The following is a 17,131-nucleotide window of genomic DNA, read 5'->3' on the forward strand; positions in this document are numbered from 1 at the left end:
GGCTGCGCCCGAGAATCCCGGAGGTTCCGGCATGCGCCCCACGCGTACGGCCGCCGCCGCCCTGATCGGCGCGACGGTGCTGACCGGTCTGACGGCCCCCCTCGCATCGGCCAGGGACGGCGCGGCCTCGGTCAGCCCGACCCAGGCCGCACCGGGCCAGACCGTGACGGTCACGGTCTCCTGCGAGAAGTCGGACAAGCCCGACGCCAAGACCATCACTGCCCACTCCGCCGCCTTCGAGGGCGGCCCGGCGACCCTCACGCTCGGGGCCGACGGCAAGCACAGCGGCTCCGCCCGGCTGGCCTCCCAGCACAACGGGGACAGCAAGGTCGACGGCACCTGCCCGGACGGCGGCGCCTTCTCCACCACCGTCAAGGTCACCACCGTGACCGCCGGCGGTGCCGACAAGGGCCTCGGTGACTGGGGCAAGGCGGCGGGGGAGTGGGCGGGCTCGCTCGGGCAGTCCGGCGCCGGCAGCCAGCAGGTCGCCCCGCACGGCGCGGCGAAGACCGGCCTCGGCGGCTCGGTCGCGGCGGACCCGGCGGAGCTCGCCGGAGGGCTGGCCCTGGTGGTCGGCGGCTTCTGGCTGCTCCGGAGGCGCAGTGCCTGACGGCCCCGACGCTCCGCGGCAGTGCCGCGCCGTCGGCCCCTGACCGGGCCGACGGCGCGGCGGTGCGTCAGCGGGCCGACCCGGCCAGCCGGTCCAGGAGCTCCTGGCGCTCCCGCAGTTCCCGGCGCTCCTCGTGCTGCAGGATCCCGCTGGCCAGCAGGTACTGGGCCAGCACATAGGTCGCCATGATCCAGAACTGATGCCCCGGCAGCTCGCGCCACTTGGCCAGCTGGGTCGCGATCAGGGTGTCGGAGAGCAGGAACAGCGCCCCGCCCAGCCCGGTCCGCCACCCGAGCCCGGCCGAGGCGACCGCCGTCGAGGTGAGCAGCAGGCTGTACCCGGCCACCGGCACCTTCAGGTCCCCGAGGTCCGGCCACAGCTGACCGACCAGCCCGGCCCAGGCCGTCGCGTACGCGGCCGCGACCACCAGGGCCCGCCGACGGTCGGTGAACGCCCCGCGCTGGACGAACATGGTGACGTAGCAGACGTGGGCGGCCGCGAAGGAGCCCATCCCGGCCAGGAACGCGGTGTCGTCCTTCAGCTGCAGCAGCACGTCCCCGCCGGCGCTCGCCAGCAGCGCCGGGGCCAGCAGCTTCGGCGCCTCCCGCTCGGCGCGGGCCGCCGCCGCCACGCTGTGCGCGGCCAGCAGCGGCATCAGGGCCGGCTTGGTGGCGTTCTGCAGGACGGAGGCCCCGGACAGGATCGAGCCCAGGTGCGCCGCCGAGGTGGCCGCGAAGCCACCGAGCAGGCCGGTGGCCGAGCGCAGGCGCCCGCCGAGGCCGGTGGCGCGGGTGGTCGTACGGATACTCATGCGGCGTGTGCCTCCGCAGTCGTTCGGGGTGGGGAGACCGACCCTATGGGAGCCGGTCGGACGGCGGAAGACCGGGTTACCGGTGCGTAACCCGGGTCGGGGACGGGTGATGACGGCGTGGCCGGGGAACGGAGCGCCGACGGCCGCTTCCAGGGCTCTTGCGGAGACTTCCTCAGGAGGACGGTTGCTGCCACCGGGTGACCCGGTCACCGTCTAGTCTGGACCCCGACATGGAGCAGCAGGAGTACGCGGTCGGCGCCACCCGGGTGGCCGCCGGCAGGCCGGACGGACGTACGGGCGGGGCAGGGCGGGGAACCGCCGCCGCCGTCCTCGCCGTACGCGGATCCGACTCCGGTCCCGACTCCGGCTCCGCTGCCGAGGCCGCGGCCGACGGCGCGGCCGAGGGCTCTGCTGACGGCCCGCAAGCCGCCGCCGAGGGGCTCTCGCCCGACCCTGGACTGCTCCGGCTCGCCCACTGGTTCGCCGCCGCCACCCCCGGCACCGCCGACGACCTGTGCACGGCCTCCTTCGGCCTCTACTCCGCCCGGCACCTCGGCGCCGCCGCCGAACCCGCCGATCCCGCCGTCAGCTGGTGGCACGGCCCGACGGCCCACGCCGCCGTGCCGCGCGCCCGCGAGGCCCGCACCGAGGGCGGCCTGCGCCGCGCCCGGCGCGACGCCGCCGCACTGCCCGTCGTCCGGTCAGGCGCCAAGCCCGGCAGGCCCGGTCGGCACCGCCGCCAGGAGCTCGGCCGAGCGCTGCCGGGCCCGCTCCGTGAGCTGCAGGACCGTTCCGCCGAGGAACTCCCGGACGCCGAACGCCGCATCGCCGCCCGGCTGCTGCTCGCCCACCCGCTGGTCACCGCCTCCGGCCCGCACGCCGACGGCTTCCCACTGATCCGACGTCACCGCGACTGGCTCACCGAACGCTTCGACACCCTGCTCGGCTACCGCCTGACCGTCGGCCCCTGGCACGCCCGGCTCTGCAAGGCCGGCCTCGGCCCCGGCGCCGTCCGCCGCCTCGAACACCCGGCCACCGGCGCCCCGTTCACCCCGGCCGGCTACGCCCAACTCGCCCTCGCCCTGGCCCTGCTGGTCGACGCCCCCGAGCAACTCCGGTACGGGCGGCTGCTGGAGGCGATGCGGGCCGCCGCACCCGATCTCGCGCCCAACCCGCCCGCGCTGGGCATGGCGCTCGCCGCCCTGGCCGAATGGCAGGTGCTGGGCGAACTGCCGGCCGACCCGGCCGTCACCGTCGACCCGGCCTTCGTGCTGACCGTCGACCGCGAACTCGCCCGCGCCGTCCCGGTCGACCCGCCCGGGCCCGCCGACTCCGCCGCCGACCTCATCCGCCGCGCCGCCGAGGCCGAACCCGCCACCGCCGTACGCCGGCTCCTCGCCGAGACCCCCGCGGTGCTCGCCGCCGACCTCCCCGAGGACCGGCGCGCCTGGCTGGCCGAACACCGGCTCAGCGGCCCGGCCGCGCTCGCCGAGTTCCTCGGCCTGGAAACCGAACTGCGGGCCGAGGGCGTCGCCCTGCTCGACCCGGCCGCCGAACTCACCGACCTCGCCCTCCCCGGCACCGGCACCCTCGCCCAGGCCGCCCTGCTGCTGGTCGAGCAGCTGGTCGAGGAGGTCCGCCCGCTGCCCGGCGAACCCGGCGAGGGCGACGTCCCGATCCCCGACGCGCTGATAGACGGCCTCCTCGGCGACATCGCCGACGACCACGGCCTCCCCACCCGCTACCTGGCCGACCGCACCGCGCTGCGCCGGGACGCCCTCGACCTCCTCCACGGCCTCGGCCTGATCACCCCCACCCCCCGCACCACCTGGCTCCTCCGCCCCCCGGCGGCCCGCTACGCCCCGGCCCCCGACCTCCACCCCACCCCGAGCACCGGCCGGCACTCCCGCCCCACCCCGCCACCCGCCACCCGCGAGGGCCTCCGGGCGTAGCGAGGACCGGCCCGGCTCCCGCGGGTTCCCGCGCGGTCGGACGGGGATGACGGAGGGGAGCGTCGGACGGGGATGTCAGACGGGGATGAGGGCGTCCCACTGGGCGCGGGTCGGGCCGTCGGGGGCGGGGGTGAAGTCCGGGCGGGCGGCGAGCCAGGCGGTGAGGTGGCGGTCGACCTCCTCGGTGCCGTAGGCCTGGTCGGCCGAGTGGACGAGGTGGCGGACGTGGGCGCGGGCCCGCATCACGACGGGGTCGTCGAAGGCGCAGGCGGCGAGGGCGGCGGCGCGGCGGTCCGGGGCGGCCGAAGTGCCGCTCAGCCGTTGCTCGTTGGCCCGGTCCGCGGCGACCTGGTCGTCGAACACCGGGCGTAGGCTCCGGGCGGTCCAGGCGTGGTAGCCGGTGGGGTCGGCGGCGACCTCGTCGGCGTGGTGGGCGAGGTACTGGGCGGTGCGCAGGCCGAGGGCGACGCCGTGGCCGAGGGTGGGGTTGGTGTGGATCAGGCTGTCCCCGGCGTTGACCAGGCCGGTGACGACGGGCCCGGCGGCGTCGGCGAGGGAGGTCCAGCGGTTGTCCAGGCCGGCCATCGCGAGGACGGGCGACCGGGGTTCCGGATCCAGCTCCAGCCAGGCGGCGCAGGCGGGGAAGCGGCGGGCGACGGCCTCGAACACGGCCGGGTCGGTGAGCGCGCCGCGGGTCGGATCGGCGGTGGAGACGACCATGCTCAGCGCGAAGGTGTCGTTGTCGGAGGGGAAGACGCCGGCCAGCGCGAACTCCGCGGCGGAGCCGGTCCTGACCCGTCCGGGGTCGCGCGGGCCGTCGGCGCGCAGGCGGTACCAGCGGCACAGGTAGGCGATCCCGGTGCGGTGGCTGTCGACCGCCGGCGGGCGGCAGCCGGCCTCGACCAGCCAGCCGGGTACGGGTGAACGGCGTCCGGCGGCGTCGACGACCAGGTCCGCCGGGTGGCTCGCGACGCCCGTCCGCAGGCCGGTTCGCACGCCCGCTCGCAGGCCCGTTCGCACGCCGGTGATCCGGGGCGGCCGCCCGCCGGTGACGGTGAGGCCGGTCACCCGCTCGGCCCGCCGGACGTCGACGGCGGGCTCCCGTTCGACGGCCGCGGTCAGGGCGGCCTCCAGGACGATCCGGCGGGTGCGCAGGGTGATCAGGTCCTCGTCCCCGGCCCGGTGCGGCGGGTGCTCCTCGAACCAGTCGAAGTCGTGGTACTCCCGGGCACCGCGGGCCAGTAGGTCGGCGTGGACGTCGGGGGCCTCGGTGCGCAGGACGGTCCGGACCGGCGCGAGGAAGGAGTGGGGCTGGTCGGCCTGGGGGACCCTGGGCCGGTTCCAGTGGTGGAAGTCCTGGTCGAGGTCGTCGCCGGCCTGCCGGGCTTCCTGTTCGAACAGGGTGACCGGGTGGCCCTGCCGCCCGAGCATGAGTGCTGTCGCCAGCCCGCTGATTCCCCCACCGATAATCGCAACCCGCGCCACTGCATCCCCTTCGCGTCGTGTTGCGGAGCGATCCTACTGTCAGATGATCATCAACTCGCAACCGCTGCTGTGCTCAGGCGCCGGAAAGACGGAAGCACCGCGTCCGGAGTCGGACCGCGGTGCTGGTCGGGTCGGGCGTCACTTGCTCGCGGTGGCGGCGAGCGGACTGGGCTGGACGGTCTCCACGGTCGCGCCGACACCGAGGGTGCCCAGGGCGATGGAGGCGAGGACTGCGGTGCAGGCGAGCAGACGACGGTGGCGCTGGGGAAGCGGGAAGCGCGGTTCCTGGTAGGGCGCCTGAGGGCTGGCGTTCATGACAGGGAGGCTCCCAGGGTGGTGTGAACGGTCGGTACGCGCGGGTGAAGTCCGGAGGGGGATCCGGCGTCGGTTGGCCGCATACGCCCCACCCGTCCGACGAGTGGGGCGTATGCGCTGGTCAACGACGTGACCGGGGCCGGGTTCGGGGCGGGATCAGCGGGAACGGACGCGATCCCGCGCCCGGTTCACTGGCGTCGCCCGCGCCCGGTTCACCGGCGTCGCCCGCGCTCGGCGAGGGCCTCGCCGACGGCGACCCGGACGGCGTCCCGCAGGCCGTGGGCGGCATGGAAGCGGGACGGGCCGGCCGCCGGGTCCTCGCGGAGCTCCTTCACCAGCGACACGCACAGCAGAAGCATCACCACGACGAACGGCAGGGCGACCAGGATCGTCGCGTTCTGCAGCGCGGTGAGCCCGCCGGCCAGCAGCAGGGCGGCGGCGACCCCGCCCATCAGCACGCCCCACACCACCACCAGCGGGGTTCGCGGGTGCAGGGAGCCGCGGCTGGAGAGCGAGCCGAGGACGAGGGAGGCGGAGTCCGCGCTGGTGATGAAGAAGGTCATCACCAGCAGCACCGCGACCACGCTGGTGACCGAGCCGAGCGGCAGCGAGCGCAGCATCTCGAACAGCGAGGCCTCGGCGCCGCGCGGGATGGTCGCGACCAGGTCGGCCGCCCCGGTGGTGACCTGGCGGATCGCGGTGCCGCCCATCACGCAGAACCAGATGACCGTGGCCCCGCTCGGCACCAGCAGCACACCGAGGAGGAACTGCCGGATGGTGCGGCCGCGCGAGATGCGGGCGATGAAGGTGCCGACGAAGGGGGCCCAGGACAGCCACCAGGCCCAGTAGAAGATGGTCCAGGAGCCGAGCCAGCTCTCGTCGGTGAAGGCGCCGGTCTGGGTGGACATGCCGAGCAGGTCGGAGAGGTAGCCGCCGACGGTGGCCGGGATGGAGTCCAGGACGAAGACGGTGGGGCCGAACACGAAGACGAACAGCATGATCAGTGAGGCGAGGACCACGTTCGCGGTGGACAGCCACTTGACGCCCTTGTGGACGCCGGAGAACGCGGAGAGCACGAACGCGGCGGTGAGCGAGCCGATGATGACCAGCTGGGCGTTCTGGGTGTTGCGCACCGAGGTGATGTAGCCGAGGCCGTCGGCGACCTGGAGGGCGCCCAGGCCCAGGCTGGTGGCGGAGCCGAAGACGGTGGCGAAGACGGCGAGCAGGTCGATCGCCCGGCCCTGCCAGCCGTCGGCGCCGCGCTGGCCGATGAGCGGGACGAAGGCGGCGGAGATGCGGTTGCCGCGGCCCTTGCGGAAGGTGGTGTAGGCGAGGGCCAGGCCACCGACGGCGTAGATGGCCCAGGGGTGGAGGGTCCAGTGGAAGAGGGAGAACTCCAGGGCCTGCTGGGCGACGGCCGCGCTCTGGGGTTCGAGGCCGGAGCCGGGCTGGGGGGTGGCGAAGAGCTGGAGGGGTTCGCCGACGCCGTAGAACATCAGGCCGATGCCCATGCCGGCGCTGAACATCATGGCGACCCAGGCGAGGGTGGAGAACTCGGGTTCGTCGTCGTCGCGGCCGAGGCGGATGCGGCCGAAGCGGCTGAAGGCGAGCAGCAGGGTGAGGACGAGGAAGACGTCGGCGGCGACGGTGAAGAGCCAGCCGAAGTTGTGCAGGACCCAGCCGAGGGCGGTGCTGGAGGTCCGGCCGAGGGAGTCCTCGGCGAACACGCCCCAGGCGACCACGGCGAGCACCAGGACGGCGCTGATGCCGAACACCACGCGGTCGGTGGGCAGGGTCGCGGCGGGCTCACCGGGTTCGTCGGGCTCCTGCGCGCCCGGGGAGGGCTGCGGCGGCTGGCTGCTCATCGGGCGGACCTCTCGACATACGCGGAATACGGGGATTCAAGATGTATGTCGCACTATGTCCATTCGGTGCCGCCAGTGGCGGGAGGGCGCGCCGGGGAGGCGGCGGGTGGGGACCTTGGTCCCCGTACGGGGACCGGAGCCCCTGGCCGCGGGCCTCGACGCCGCGTCAGGCCGCCTGCTCCGCGCGCGGGGCGCGCGCCGTCGCCAGGTAGTGGGAGAGCACCCGGCGGCTGCGGGTGAGGTCGTCGATCCGGGCATCCAGGTCGGCGAGTTCGCCGCGCAGGGTGGCGAGCAGGTTCGGGCAGGCCTCCAGGACGGGGACCGGGCCGGTGGCACAGGGCAGGAGCTCGACGATGATCCGGGTGGGCAGACCGGCCGCGAGCAGACTGCGGATCTGCCACACCCGTACGGTGTCCTCCTCCTGGTACTCGCGGTAGCCGGCCGGGGTGCGGGCGGGCTGGAGCAGGCCCTGCTCCTCGTAGTAGCGGAGCAGGCGGGCGGACACCCCGGTCAGGCGGGCGAGTTCTCCGATGCGCATGATCGGGAGAACGCGGGCCCGCGCCGGGCTGTTCCCGGCCGGCCCCGCGCGGCTCCGGCCGGTCCTGGCGCCCGCCCCGGCCGGCCCCGCGCGGCCACGGTGCGTCAGTTCTCCGGGAGCTCCAGGAACTCCACCAGGACGTCGCGCAGTTGGGGCAGCACCTCGACCATCGGCAGGTGGCCGCTGGGGAGTTCGACGAAACGGGCGCCGGGGATGCCGTCGGCCAGCAGGCGGTGCTGGGACGGCTGGACCAGCATGTCCTCGGCGGCCCCGACGACCAGCGTGGGCACCGCGATCGAGCCGAGCTCGGCGCGCACGTCGGCCCGGGCGGCCAGCCGGAACTGCTGCGGGAAGCCGCTCGGCAACGGGGACTTGAGCCCCTCCCGCAGCTCGGCGAGCTGATCGGCGGTCAGCGCGTCCACCCAGCTGTGGCCGAGCACGACGGTGAGCATCGCCTCGGCGAGCACGGCCGGCTGGTCACGGAGCCCGACCATCAGCTCGGACAGCGCGCTCAACCGGGGCGAACCGCCGGCCAGGCCCGCGATCAGCAGCAGCGAGCGGACCCGCCCGGGGTGGCGGACGGCGATCCGGACGGCGACGGCGGCGCCCAGCGAGAAGCCGGCCAGGTCGAAGGTGTCCAGGCCCTCCTCGTCGGCGGCGGCGACCAGCCGGTCGGCGTACTCGTCCAGGGTGGGGTCGCCCGGCTCGAACGGGCTGTCGCCGGAGCCGGGGTAGTCGGGGGCGACCACGGTGCGGTGCGCGGCGAGGTCCGGCAGCAGCGGACCCCAGTTGTCCCGGGCGCTGCCGCCGGCGCCGTGCGCGAGCAGCAGGCCGGGGCCGGAGCCCCGGACGATCCGGGCGAGCGGGGCGTGGGTGGGGACGGTGGACGGCACGGGTACTCCTCGGTGACCGGGCGGGGCGCTTCTTCCGACACCGGGGACGCTAGGAGTTCACACCGGTGGGAAGGTCAAGCGAAAAGCGCAGGCGGCGGCCCTGGTCACGGAACGCGCCGGACCCCCTACGCTGGGGGAGGAGCGCCATCCGGACAGTGCCGTCCGGATGCCGCTGCGCTCCGCCGCCGGGGCGCCCGTCGTGCCCGCGTCGGCCGCGCCGGTGTTCGCCCCGGGCCGGGCGGCCGCCGAGGAGGTGCCCAGGCCCGTGCCCGGAAGCGACAACCTGCCAGGGATCGTCAAGCCGCTGCCCGCGGAGTGGTTCGTCCGACGCGACAGCAACGCCGAGATGCGCTGGGACGCGCTGCGCGACGCCGACGGCAAGGCCGCCGTCGGCCGCCACGTCCCGGTGGAACGGTTCTTCGTCCGCAACCACACCAGCACCCCGTTGATCGACCCGGTCGGCTGGCGGCTGCGGCTGTTCGGCAGCGGCCTGCACGGCGCACCGCCGCCGGAACGGGCGCTCGGGTTCGGCCTGGACGACCTGCGCGCGCTGCCCGCCACCCGGATCGACGCGCTGATCGAGTGCGCCGGCAACGGGCGCAGCTACTTCGACCGCCAGCAGGGCGAGCGCGCCCCCGGGACGCCGTGGACCCTCGGCAGCATCGGCTCGGCGAGCTGGCGGGGCGTCCGGCTGGCCGAGGTGCTCCGGGCGGCCGGGCTGACCGACCGTGCGGTGGACGTGCTGCCGACCGGCCTGGACCCGGACTACGTGGTCGACGGCACCAACTACGGCCCGGTGCGCCGCCCGCTGCCGATCGCCAAGGCGCTGGACGACGCGCTGCTCGCGTACGAGATGAACGGCGCGCCGCTGACCCCCGACCACGGCGCGCCGGTACGGCTGGTGGTGCCCGGCTGGGTCGGCATCGCCTCGATCAAGTGGGTCGGCAGCATCGAGGTGGCCGACCACCCGCTGCACTCGCCCTGGAACACCGACTTCTACCGGATGTTCGGCCCGGGCCACCCGCCCGGCGGCGGGCCCGCGCTCACCACCCAGGTGGTCAAGTCCGCCTTCGAACTGGCCGAGGGCGCCCGGCTGACGGCCGGCCGGGAGCACCGGCTGCACGGGCGGTCCTGGTCCGGCACGGCCCCGGTGCGGCTGGTCGAGGTCAGCACCGACGGCGGCCGCAGCTGGCGGCGCGCCGAGCTGGCCGAGGAACCGCGTGCGGCCGGCTGGACCCGCTGGAGCGTCGACTGGCGCCCCGAGCGGCCCGGCCGGTACGAGCTGCGCGCCCGCGCCACGGACCGCGGGGGCGCCACCCAGCCCGAGTGGGCGGCCTTCAACCGCGAGGGCTACCTGTTCGGCGCGGTGGTGGCGCACCCGGTGACGGTGCTCTGAGCCCGCTCCCGGGCCCCGGCGGTTCGGGGCCCGGGGAGTTCGGCTCCTTCGGGTCCGGAGGGTCGGGTCCGGGCCGGGCTCAGCCGGTGGACTGGACCTCGTACGGGGCCGGGTAATGGGTCTCGTACGGGGTCAGCACCAGCCGCACCACGTCCTCCAGTCGTCGTCGGGCGTCCCCGAGGGTGGTGCGGCCGGTCACCCAGGCGGTCAGCTCGCCCTGCCAGGCGTGCGCGACGATGTGCCGCACCAGGTCGCTGGCCGCCGCGGGCACCTCGGCCGTCACCGCCTGGAGCGCGGCGCTGTCGGCCCGGGCCATGCCCTGGAGGGCCTCGCTGGCGAAGGGATCGGTGGAGGCGGCGACGGCGACCCGCAGGCGGGCCAGCTCGGGCTGGCGCTGGTAGGCCCGCATCCCGCCCCGGACGAACCGCACCGCCCGGTCGGTGGCCCCCAGTCCGGCCCGCGGCCCCCGCAGTTCGGCCACCAGGTCGGCCAGCAGCAGGCGGTGCCATTCCGCGATCGCCGCCGCCAGTAGGTGGTCCTTGGAGGAGAAGTAGCGGTACGCCGTCCCCAGGGCGACTCCGGACCGCTCGCAGACCTGCTTCATCTGCAGCCGCTCGACGCCGATCTCGTTCACCAGGGCGAGCGCGGCCGCGATCAGGCTTTCGCGGCGTTCGAGCTGACGCGGAGACATCGCCTCCACCGGCCGTGGTGACAGGTCAACCTTGGTCACCCGCACCATGATACGGGCCGGGGCCGCTCAGGAGTATGACGCCGACCGGCCCCCTTCCGTTCGCCCGGTGGCCACCGGTCTCCCGTCGGGGCGCACCGGCTCGTCCGGGGGGCGCCCGCGCGGCGCCCGCCGGGACCGGCGGAGCGCCCGCGGACCGCAGCCGGGCGGCTCCTCCGGGGCTACCGCAGGCGGCGGATCAGCGCCTCCTGGACGGCCGAGGCCACCAGCAGGCCGTCCCGGTCGTAGAACTCGCCGAGCGCCAGCCCGCGTCCGTCCGAGGCGGACGGGCTGCGCTGGGCGAACAGCAGCCACTCGTCGGCCCGGAACGGGCGGTGGAACCACATCGCGTGGTCCAGCGAGGTCATCAGCAGCCGGGGCGGCTCGGTGCGCTGGAAGAAGTTCGCCTGCTCGTGCAACCCGGCGGTGGAGGCCAGGGTGAGGTCGGAGAGGTAGGCGAGCGCGCAGGCGTGCAGCAGCGGGCCGGTCTCCGGCAGCGGGGTGGCGATCCGCAGCCAGACGAACTGCTGGGGCATCCCCGGGACGTCCGGGGGCACGCCCGGGGCGTCCGGCGGCACGAAGCGCACGTCGAGGTCGCGGAAGCCGTCGGTCCGCCTGATCGCGGCGCGCAGTTCCTCGTCCCAGTGCGCGAACGCGTCGGGCAGGGTCTCCGGGGCGGGCAGCGGCGGCATGTCGCGGTGGCGGTCGCCGGCGGCCGGCTCGGGGAGTTTGAAGGAGACGGTGAGGTCGAAGATCTCGTTCCGGTCCTGCACCGCCCGCACCCGGCGGGTGGTGTAGGTGAAGCCCTCGCGCAGCCGGTCCACCCGGTACTCGATCGGGCGGGTCGGGTCGCCGGGCAGCAGGAAGTAGCCGTGCAGCGAGTGCACCGCGCGCTGGCCGGGGCTGGTGCGTCCGGCGGCGGCGAGGGCCTGGGCGGCGACGTGGCCGCCGAAGGCGCGCATCGGGGCACCGGCGTGGCAGTGGCCCCGGAACGTGTTCTCGTCCAGCTGCTCGATCTCCAGCAGTTCGGCGAACGTGGCAGCCGGGGCGGGCGCCTGCTCGGTCGGTCTCTGCTGTTCTGTCAGGTCGGTCACCGGCCCATAGTGGCAGAAGCCAACCGTGCGGCGGTGTGACCTGGGTAACGCCTCCGGCCCCTAGAACCTGTTCCACTTCACGGCCGGTCCGACGGATTGTCGGACCCGTCACCTAGCGTGCCGTCCATGACGCAATCCGCACACGCGTACGCCTATCTGCGTCCGTCGGCCGTCCTGGACGGTGCCGCCGGCCCGAGCCTCGACCTGGCCACCTCCGGCGGCGCCACCCCGCTCGGGGCACAGGCGCACCCGCGCTTCTTCACGGGCTTCCTGGCCGACCCGGCGCCGGCGGCCGCCGCGCTGCTCGCGGTCGCGGACGTCGCCGCCGCCCGCTACCACCAGCCGCGGCTGCGCGCCTCGCTCGACCCGGTGGTCACCGCCAACGGGGACCGGCTGCGCTTCGAGTCCTTCTCCGGCTGCTGCGGCGTGTACGCCCGGCTCGACGTCCTCCGGGCCGGGCTGGACGGCGACGACATCGGCCACGGCACCACCAACGTGGACGTCAACGACCCGCTGCGGGAGGCGCTGTCCAGGATCGGCCCGGCGGACCCGCTGCACCTCGCGGTCGGGCCGGACGCGCTGGAGGTCACGAGCTTCGACGGCCCGCTGGTCGAGAAGAAGGTCCCGCTGCCGGAGCGCTGGCTGCGCGGCTTCGCCGAGACCCAGGTGGTCGCCGCCGGCTTCGACCTGCGCGCCGAGCTGACCGCCGCCGAGGCGGTGCGCTTCCTGCGCTCGCTGCCGCGCGGCGGCCGCGCCGGCGTCGGCTGGGTCGTCCCCGCCGGGCGCACCCTGCGCCCCACCCTCCGTCCGGTGCCCGGCGCGGTCTGCCTGCCCGGGCCCGAACGGCTGGTCGCGCTGCACCGGGTGCTGCGGCACGCCCTCGCCCTGCGGGTCTACGGGCCGGTGGCCGGCCCGGCCCCGACGGCCTCCGCCTGGGAGGTCGTGCTGCCCGGCATGCGGCTGACCCTGACCCTCTCGCCGGACGCCTCGCGCGGCTTCTCCGGCGAGGGCGGGGTGCTCGGCGCGCTCGCCACCGAGGCGGCCGAGCGGGACGCCGAGCTGGTCGCGGTGCTGCTCGCCTGGGAGCCGCGGATCGAGGTCGCCGAGCTCGCCGAGCAGTCCGGGCTGAGCGCCGAGCGGGTCCGCGCCGCGCTCACCCGGCTCGGCACGGCCGGGCAGATCGGCTACGACACCGCCGAGGCCGCCTACTTCCACCGGCAACTCCCGTACGACGCCGGGCGCGCCGAGACGGCCAACCCCCGGCTGCGGGCCGCCCGGGAGCTGGTCGCGGCGGGCGCGGTCCGGTTGGAGGAGGGCGGGGCGACAGCCGTCGTCACGGTGGACGACCACATCCAGCGGGTGCGGACGGACGGGGCGGGGCGGCTGGGCTGCACCTGCCTGTGGTGGGCCAAGTACCGGGGCGGGCGCGGCCCGTGCAAGCACGTGCTGGCGGTCGCGATGGTGCGGGAGGCGGGAGCGTGAACGCGATGGAGGATGCGGTGGTCGAACCGGCGGGGCCGGTCGGGGAGCTGCTCGCGGCCGTCCGGATCGGCTTCGTCGAGGCGGTGCCGGAGCTGCTGGCCGGGCTGGACAGGGCCCAGCGGCGGGAGTGCCTGGCCGCGCTCAGGGAGCTGCGCAAGAAGTTGCGCGACGACTGGTCGCAGTCCGGGACGGAGGCCCGGGGCGCGCTGCTGGTGGCCGGGGCCGGCTGTCACCCCGGTCCGGCGGGCGCCGCCACCTGGCTCGGCGGCGGTGACTTCGGCGGCCGCGACTGGGCCCGGCACCCGGTGCTGCACCAGGTGGTCGAGGCCCAGCCGCGGGAGTGGCAGGTCGTGGTGGCCGCCCTGGCCGGTGAGACCCCGCCGCGCCGACTCTGGGACTTCCTCAGCGGCACCGGCCGCTCCCCGCGGCGCGGGGCCCGCACCTCGGTGCACGGAGCCGTCCTCGCCGTCCGGCTGGAGGAGGCCGCCTGGCTGGTCACGGCCCACCGGCCGCCCTACCTGCTCGCCACGCCGACCGACGCCACCGGGGCGATCGAGGCGGCGGCACTGGTCGACCGGCTCGCCGGGTACGAGACGGCGGGCGTCACCCCGGGTCGGGCCGACCTGTGCGCGGCTCTGCTGCGGGTCGTGCCCTCGGCGGAGCCGGAGGTGCGGGCCGCGGCCGGGGCGCTCGGCTCGCCCGCCGGGCGGTGGCTGGCGCACTGGCTGCGCACCGGCGGCCTGCCCGGGCAGCCCTCCGAACGGGTGTTGTTCGCGCCCGGCCGGGGCGGCAAGCGCAGCCGTGTGTACCCGGACCGCTGGTGGGAGGACGTCCAGCGGATCGCCGTCGCCCAGCCGGGCATCGGCGCCGGACCGGAGGGGCCGGCCGGGGAGCGGCTCGCCGGGGAGTTCCGCAAGCTGCTCGACCCGACCGAGCCCAGCGTCTCCCGGGCCCGCGCCGCCGACGACTGGGTCTGGCGGCCGATCCCGCACTGGGCGGCGATGCTGCCGCACCACCGCGAGGAACTGGCCGCCCGTTGGCTCGACCACTTCGCGATGGGCGCCGACCGGGACGAGCGCGGGGCCGGTCGCTTCCTCCCGCTGCTCGCCGAGTCCGGCGGCCCGGCCGGGCTCGCCCTGCACCTGGCCGTCGGGTACGGGCTGGGCGCCCGGCACACCGAGGACCGGACCGGCGCCGTCGACGCCCTGCTGGTGCTCGCCGGGCGGGGCCAGTTGGACGGCGGGTTGCTCGGGCGTGAGCTCGGCGAGCTGGTGGCGCGCGGCACGGTCAAGCCGGCCCGACTGGTGGCGGCGCTCGGCCAGGCGGCGGGGACCGGCGCGTACGGGACGGTCTGGTCGGTGCTCCGGGCGGCCGTGCCAGGGCTGTTGGGGGCGGCCGATCCGTCCGCCCGGGGGCTGGGTGACCTGCTCGCCCTCGCCACCGACTGCGCCCGGCGCACCAAGGCGCGGGGGCCGCTGGCCGAGGTGACGGCGGCGGCCGGGCGGGGCGGGTCGGGTCGGGTGGCGAAGGAGGCCCGGGCCCTGCGGGACGTCCTCGCGGACTGAGCGCGCGGGGGGCGGGCGGGGCGTCAGGCCCTAAGGTGGGCGGGATTCCTGGCCCGTCCCCGTCCGTCCTGTTCCCGTCCGTCCCGTCCCCACCGGAGTACCCGTGCTGCACCTTCGCCTGATCGTCCCGCCCGACCTGCGGGAGGCGGTGCTCGGCTGTCTGGACGACTCGGTCGGGGTGACCCATGTGGCGGTGCTGCCGGGGGCGGCGGTGCGGCCCGCCGGGGACCTGGTGCTCTGCGACGTCGCGCGGGAGTCCGCGGACGAGGTGCTGGGCGAGCTGCGTGCGACGGGCCTGGTGGAGCGCGGGGCGATCGACGTCTCGGCGCTCGACCTGACCCTCTCGGCGGCGGCCGACGAGGCCGAACGGCTGGCCCCGGGGGAGGGGGCCGACGCGCTGGTGTGGGAGTCGGTCTCCGAGATCACCCACGAGGAGTCCACCCTCAGCTGGGTGTTCCTGGCCTTCCTCACCATCGCCACCATGCTCGCGGCCTGCGGTTCGGTCCTGGACAGCGCCATCCTGATCGTCGGCGCGATGGCCGTCGGCCCGGAGTTCGGACCGCTCGCCGGGCTCTGTGTGGCGCTCGTCCAGCGCCGGGCGCGCCCGGCGGCGCGTTCGCTGAACGCCCTGGTGACCGGCTTCCTGGTGGCGATGGCGCTGACGGTCTGCTTCGGACTGCTGATGGACGCTCTGGGGCTGTTCTCGGAGGCCCGGTTCGACGCCGCGCGGCCGAACACCTCGTTCATCTGGCAGCCCGACGCGACCTCCTTCGTGGTCGCCTTCCTGGCGGGCATCGCCGGACTGCTCTCGCTGACCTCCGCGAAGGCGGGCACCCTGGTGGGCGTCGCGATCTCGGTCACCACCGTGCCGGCCGCGGCCAACGCGGCGGTCGCGCTCGGGTACGGCAAGGTCGCCCAGTTCTGGGGCTCCAGCGTGCAGTTGCTGCTGAACCTGCTGGGGATCGTGCTGGCCGGGGTGCTGACGCTGCTGGTGCAGGAGGCGGGCTGGGCGGTGATCCGGCGTCGGCGGACGCGGCTCGGCGGACGGGCGTCGGCGAGCGGCTGACAGCTGACAGCTGACAACTGACAGATAACAGCGAACGGATGACAGCGAACAGATAACAGATTTCAGAGAACAGAATTTGAAATCTGTTCGCCGACATCCGTCGCCGGCTCGCGCACCTCCGCCCGTTCCCCCCGTTCCCCCCGTTCCCCCCGTTCCCCCCGCTCCGCGACCAGCGGCTCGATGCCGCGCGGGGTGGCCGCGACGGCGCGCCACCACAGGCGCAGGGCCGGCGGGTCGGCGGGTTCGAAGGGCTTGCCGGGGCGGGGGACCGCCAGGTGGGCGCCGAGCGCCTGGGCGGCGGTGACGACCCGTTCGGCGGGCTCCTCCCAGGGGTGGATCGCCAGGTTGAAGGTGCACCAGTGGATCGGCAGCAGCAGCTCGCCGCCCAGGTCCAGGTGCGCCCGGACGCCCTCCTCGGGGGTCATGTGCACCTCGGGCCAGAACTCGCTGTACGCGCCGACCTGCATCATCGTCGCGTCGAACGGGCCGAACCGGCGCCCGATCTCCGCGAAGCCGGGGAAGTAGCCGGTGTCCCCGCTGTGGAAGATCCGGTGCCCGCCGCCCGCCACCACCCAGGACGCCCACAGGAACAGCGCGCTGGTGCGCGGACCGCGGCTGCAGTAGTGCCGGGCGGGCGTGGCGGTCAGGGTCAGCCCGGCGACCTCGGCCGACTCCCACCAGTCCAGTTCGACGATCCGCTGGGCCGGTACTCCCCAGTGCTCCAGGTGCGCCCCGACCCCGAGCGGCACCGCGAACACCGCGCCGCTCCCGATCAGGGCCCGTACCGTGCGCATGTCGAGGTGGTCGTAGTGGTCGTGCGAGATCACCACCACGTCCACCGGCCCGAGTTCGGACAGCGGCAGCGGTACCGGGTGCAGCCGCTTGGGGCCGGTCCAGCCGAACGGGGAGCAGCGTTCGCCCCAGACCGGGTCGAGCAGCACCCGCCGGCCGCCGATCTCGGCGAGCACGGTGGCGTGGCCCAGCCAGGTGAGCCGCAGTCCGGAGGCGGGCGGGGCGGCGAGGTCGACCGGGAGGAGCCGGTGCACCGGTACGGCGGCGGCCGGTGCCCGTCGGGTCTTGTCCCCGCTCAGCTGGGCGAGGGTGATCTCCAGCGGGCTCCGCTCGTAGACCAGGCGGCGGGTCGGCACCGGGTTGCGGAAGGCGCCGTCGGCGAACTGGGGTGAGCGCTGGATCCGGGCCAGCCGCTCGCCCCGCGGCTCGGCCCCGAAGGCCTCGGTGCGGACCCGGTGCCAGGCGGCGCGGGGCAGTCCGGCCAGGCCGGGGACGGCACGGTCCGGGGCGCCGCGGTCGAGGGCGGCCCGGTCGGTGCCC

15 protein-coding genes are annotated in these 17,131 nt (G+C 75.6%); 6 read left to right on the top strand and 9 right to left on the bottom strand.

The window, feature by feature from the left end:
- Positions 1 to 31 precede the first annotated feature (31 nt).
- On the top strand, positions 32 to 610 hold the full coding sequence (locus ABTZ03_RS11495) for a hypothetical protein (RefSeq protein ID WP_350512693.1): 579 nt from the start codon (positions 32 to 34) through the stop codon (positions 608 to 610).
- A 67-nt stretch (positions 611 to 677) separates the two neighbouring features.
- Here ABTZ03_RS11495 and ABTZ03_RS11500 read toward each other — a convergent pair whose 3' ends face one another.
- Positions 678 to 1,421, bottom strand: coding sequence for a lysoplasmalogenase (locus ABTZ03_RS11500; protein ID WP_350512694.1), 744 nt, complete (start codon positions 1,419 to 1,421; stop codon positions 678 to 680).
- A 230-nt stretch (positions 1,422 to 1,651) separates the two neighbouring features.
- On the opposite strand from ABTZ03_RS11500, the gene ABTZ03_RS11505 reads away from it, so the two are divergent.
- The gene (locus ABTZ03_RS11505; RefSeq protein ID WP_350512695.1) at positions 1,652 to 3,373 is read left to right on the top strand and encodes a DUF2398 family protein; all 1,722 of its coding nucleotides are present in this window, start codon (positions 1,652 to 1,654) and stop codon (positions 3,371 to 3,373) included.
- A 75-nt stretch (positions 3,374 to 3,448) separates the two neighbouring features.
- Here ABTZ03_RS11505 and ABTZ03_RS11510 read toward each other — a convergent pair whose 3' ends face one another.
- From ABTZ03_RS11510 to ABTZ03_RS11530, 5 genes are all read right to left on the bottom strand, one after another.
- Positions 3,449 to 4,858, bottom strand: coding sequence for an FAD-dependent oxidoreductase (locus ABTZ03_RS11510; RefSeq protein WP_350512696.1), 1,410 nt, complete (start codon positions 4,856 to 4,858; stop codon positions 3,449 to 3,451).
- A gap of 138 nt (positions 4,859 to 4,996) precedes the next feature.
- A complete protein-coding gene (locus tag ABTZ03_RS11515; RefSeq protein ID WP_350512697.1) occupies positions 4,997 to 5,173 on the bottom strand; it encodes a hypothetical protein in 177 nt (58 codons plus the stop codon).
- Positions 5,174 to 5,385: 212 nt separating this feature from the next.
- Complete coding sequence (locus tag ABTZ03_RS11520) at positions 5,386 to 7,038, bottom strand: BCCT family transporter (RefSeq protein ID WP_350512698.1); 1,653 nt, start codon at positions 7,036 to 7,038, stop codon at positions 5,386 to 5,388.
- 166 nt (positions 7,039 to 7,204) lie between these two features.
- Positions 7,205 to 7,576: a MerR family transcriptional regulator gene (locus tag ABTZ03_RS11525; RefSeq protein WP_350512699.1), complete on the bottom strand. Its 372-nt coding sequence runs from the start codon at positions 7,574 to 7,576 to the stop codon at positions 7,205 to 7,207.
- Between the two features lie 104 nt (positions 7,577 to 7,680).
- Entirely contained in the window at positions 7,681 to 8,469 is a 789-nt protein-coding gene (locus tag ABTZ03_RS11530; RefSeq protein ID WP_350512700.1) for an alpha/beta fold hydrolase, read from the bottom strand.
- A 166-nt stretch (positions 8,470 to 8,635) separates the two neighbouring features.
- On the opposite strand from ABTZ03_RS11530, the gene ABTZ03_RS11535 reads away from it, so the two are divergent.
- Positions 8,636 to 9,865, top strand: a complete 1,230-nt coding sequence (locus ABTZ03_RS11535) for a sulfite oxidase (RefSeq protein WP_350512701.1) — start codon at positions 8,636 to 8,638, stop codon at positions 9,863 to 9,865.
- 79 nt (positions 9,866 to 9,944) lie between these two features.
- Here the strand turns inward: ABTZ03_RS11535 and ABTZ03_RS11540 are convergent, their stop codons facing one another.
- Together ABTZ03_RS11540 and ABTZ03_RS11545 are read right to left on the bottom strand one after the other, a co-directional pair.
- Positions 9,945 to 10,595, bottom strand: coding sequence for a TetR/AcrR family transcriptional regulator (locus tag ABTZ03_RS11540; protein ID WP_350512702.1), 651 nt, complete (start codon positions 10,593 to 10,595; stop codon positions 9,945 to 9,947).
- Positions 10,596 to 10,774: 179 nt separating this feature from the next.
- Complete coding sequence (locus ABTZ03_RS11545) at positions 10,775 to 11,686, bottom strand: acyl-CoA thioesterase (RefSeq protein WP_350512703.1); 912 nt, start codon at positions 11,684 to 11,686, stop codon at positions 10,775 to 10,777.
- A gap of 126 nt (positions 11,687 to 11,812) precedes the next feature.
- Here ABTZ03_RS11545 and ABTZ03_RS11550 point away from each other — a divergent pair, with 126 nt between their 5' ends.
- The 3 genes from ABTZ03_RS11550 to ABTZ03_RS11560 all read left to right on the top strand — a co-directional run bounded on the left by ABTZ03_RS11550 (position 11,813) and on the right by ABTZ03_RS11560 (position 15,799).
- Positions 11,813 to 13,168: an SWIM zinc finger family protein gene (locus tag ABTZ03_RS11550; RefSeq protein WP_350512704.1), complete on the top strand. Its 1,356-nt coding sequence runs from the start codon at positions 11,813 to 11,815 to the stop codon at positions 13,166 to 13,168.
- Entirely contained in the window at positions 13,165 to 14,733 is a 1,569-nt protein-coding gene (locus ABTZ03_RS11555) for a hypothetical protein (RefSeq protein WP_350512705.1), read from the top strand. The genes ABTZ03_RS11550 and ABTZ03_RS11555 overlap by 4 nt, the downstream gene beginning before the upstream one ends.
- A gap of 103 nt (positions 14,734 to 14,836) precedes the next feature.
- Positions 14,837 to 15,799, top strand: coding sequence for a DUF389 domain-containing protein (locus tag ABTZ03_RS11560; RefSeq protein ID WP_350512706.1), 963 nt, complete (start codon positions 14,837 to 14,839; stop codon positions 15,797 to 15,799).
- A 62-nt stretch (positions 15,800 to 15,861) separates the two neighbouring features.
- On the opposite strand, the gene ABTZ03_RS11565 is transcribed toward ABTZ03_RS11560, so the two are convergent.
- Positions 15,862 to 17,076 carry an MBL fold metallo-hydrolase gene (locus ABTZ03_RS11565; protein WP_350512823.1) on the bottom strand — a complete coding sequence of 405 codons (1,215 nt, stop codon included), beginning with the start codon at positions 17,074 to 17,076 and terminating at the stop codon, positions 15,862 to 15,864.
- Between the last annotated feature and the right edge of the window lie 55 nt (positions 17,077 to 17,131).

It is taken from the genome of Kitasatospora sp. NPDC096077 (genome assembly GCF_040303245.1).
In the GTDB taxonomy this organism is placed as follows: domain Bacteria; phylum Actinomycetota; class Actinomycetes; order Streptomycetales; family Streptomycetaceae; genus Kitasatospora.

Coding starts and splice junctions, on each gene's coding strand:
- ABTZ03_RS11505 (WP_350512695.1), top strand. CDS start 1,652: ATGGAGCAGCAGGAGTACGCGGTCGGCGCCACCCGGGTGGCCGCCGGC.
- ABTZ03_RS11525 (WP_350512699.1), bottom strand. CDS start 7,576: ATGCGCATCGGAGAACTCGCCCGCCTGACCGGGGTGTCCGCCCGCCTG.
- ABTZ03_RS11520 (WP_350512698.1), bottom strand. CDS start 7,038: ATGAGCAGCCAGCCGCCGCAGCCCTCCCCGGGCGCGCAGGAGCCCGAC.
- ABTZ03_RS11515 (WP_350512697.1), bottom strand. CDS start 5,173: ATGAACGCCAGCCCTCAGGCGCCCTACCAGGAACCGCGCTTCCCGCTT.
- ABTZ03_RS11495 (WP_350512693.1), top strand. CDS start 32: ATGCGCCCCACGCGTACGGCCGCCGCCGCCCTGATCGGCGCGACGGTG.
- ABTZ03_RS11500 (WP_350512694.1), bottom strand. CDS start 1,421: ATGAGTATCCGTACGACCACCCGCGCCACCGGCCTCGGCGGGCGCCTG.
- ABTZ03_RS11535 (WP_350512701.1), top strand. CDS start 8,636: ATGCCGCTGCGCTCCGCCGCCGGGGCGCCCGTCGTGCCCGCGTCGGCC.
- ABTZ03_RS11550 (WP_350512704.1), top strand. CDS start 11,813: ATGACGCAATCCGCACACGCGTACGCCTATCTGCGTCCGTCGGCCGTC.